Below are 870 nucleotides of genomic sequence, written 5' to 3' on the forward strand. Positions count from 1 at the left end.
TGCGCCTTTTGGCAATGCAGCCACGCCGATCGCAGCGCGCGCTGGGTAAGGTTTTTGGAAGTAGGTAGACGTAGCAACCGAATTCATGAAGAAGATGCAGTGGGTTTTCTAACATTTTTGATGAAGTCGCATGCGCAAGGTCAGGCACTGGATGAGCTCTATGTTTGTACTGATGATAATCCTGTCGATATGAACGAGGTGTATGCGTTTATCGCGAACAAACTCGATGTTAATCTGAACGACAGTCGCATTGAGGCAGTGAGGCGCAGGGCGGGAAATAAGCGTTTAAGTAATAAGAGAATGCAGGAGACTGGATATCAACTTAAATTCTCTTCGTTCAAGGAAGGATATGCAAATATGTTGGAAGTGATTGATCAATGAGCGCGCTTTTGTGAGGCGCGCTCACTCTTAATGTTTTATGAAAGGGTAACGATTCCATCCATTTCTACTTCTGCGCCTTTTGGCAATGCAGCCACGCCGATCGCAGCGCGCGCTGGGTAAGGTTTTTGGAAGTAGGTAGCCATTACTTCATTGACCGCGGCAAAATTACCTAAGTCTGTGAGGAAGATATTTAGCTTCACGATATCTTGAAGTGAACCACCAGAAGCTTCACATACTGCTTTTAGGTTTTCGAACACGCGCTTAATTTGATTCTCGATGCCGCCACCAACAAGCTCCATGCTCTGTGGATCAAGAGGAATTTGACCTGAAAGGTACAAAGTATTACCTGCCTTCACTGCTTGCGAGTAGGTACCAATCGCTGCTGGTGCAGCATCTGACTGAATAATTGATTTGTTGCTCATATCTAAACCTTACCTATTGTTGCGCCAAATGTAAATGAGCGCCTTTAGTGATTGATAATTCTTTGAA

General features: G+C 44.9%; 1 protein-coding gene and 1 pseudogene. One reads left to right on the forward strand and one right to left on the reverse strand.

Features of this window, described 5'->3' with window-relative positions; all coding sequences use genetic code 11:
* Positions 1-381: pseudogene (locus A3738_RS25745) on the forward strand (hypothetical protein); the annotation flags it as partial.
* 35 nt (positions 382-416) lie between these two features.
* Here A3738_RS25745 and A3738_RS25750 read toward each other — a convergent pair.
* On the reverse strand, positions 417-803 hold the full coding sequence (locus A3738_RS25750; RefSeq protein WP_068501394.1) for a RidA family protein: 387 nt from the start codon (positions 801-803) through the stop codon (positions 417-419).
* Positions 804-870 lie beyond the last annotated feature (67 nt).

This window comes from Oleiphilus sp. HI0066 (assembly GCF_001635725.1).

Excerpts from the sequence above, each read along its gene's own strand:
- A3738_RS25750 (WP_068501394.1), bottom strand. The coding sequence starts at position 803 with ATGAGCAACAAATCAATTATTCAGTCAGATGCTGCACCAGCAGCGATT.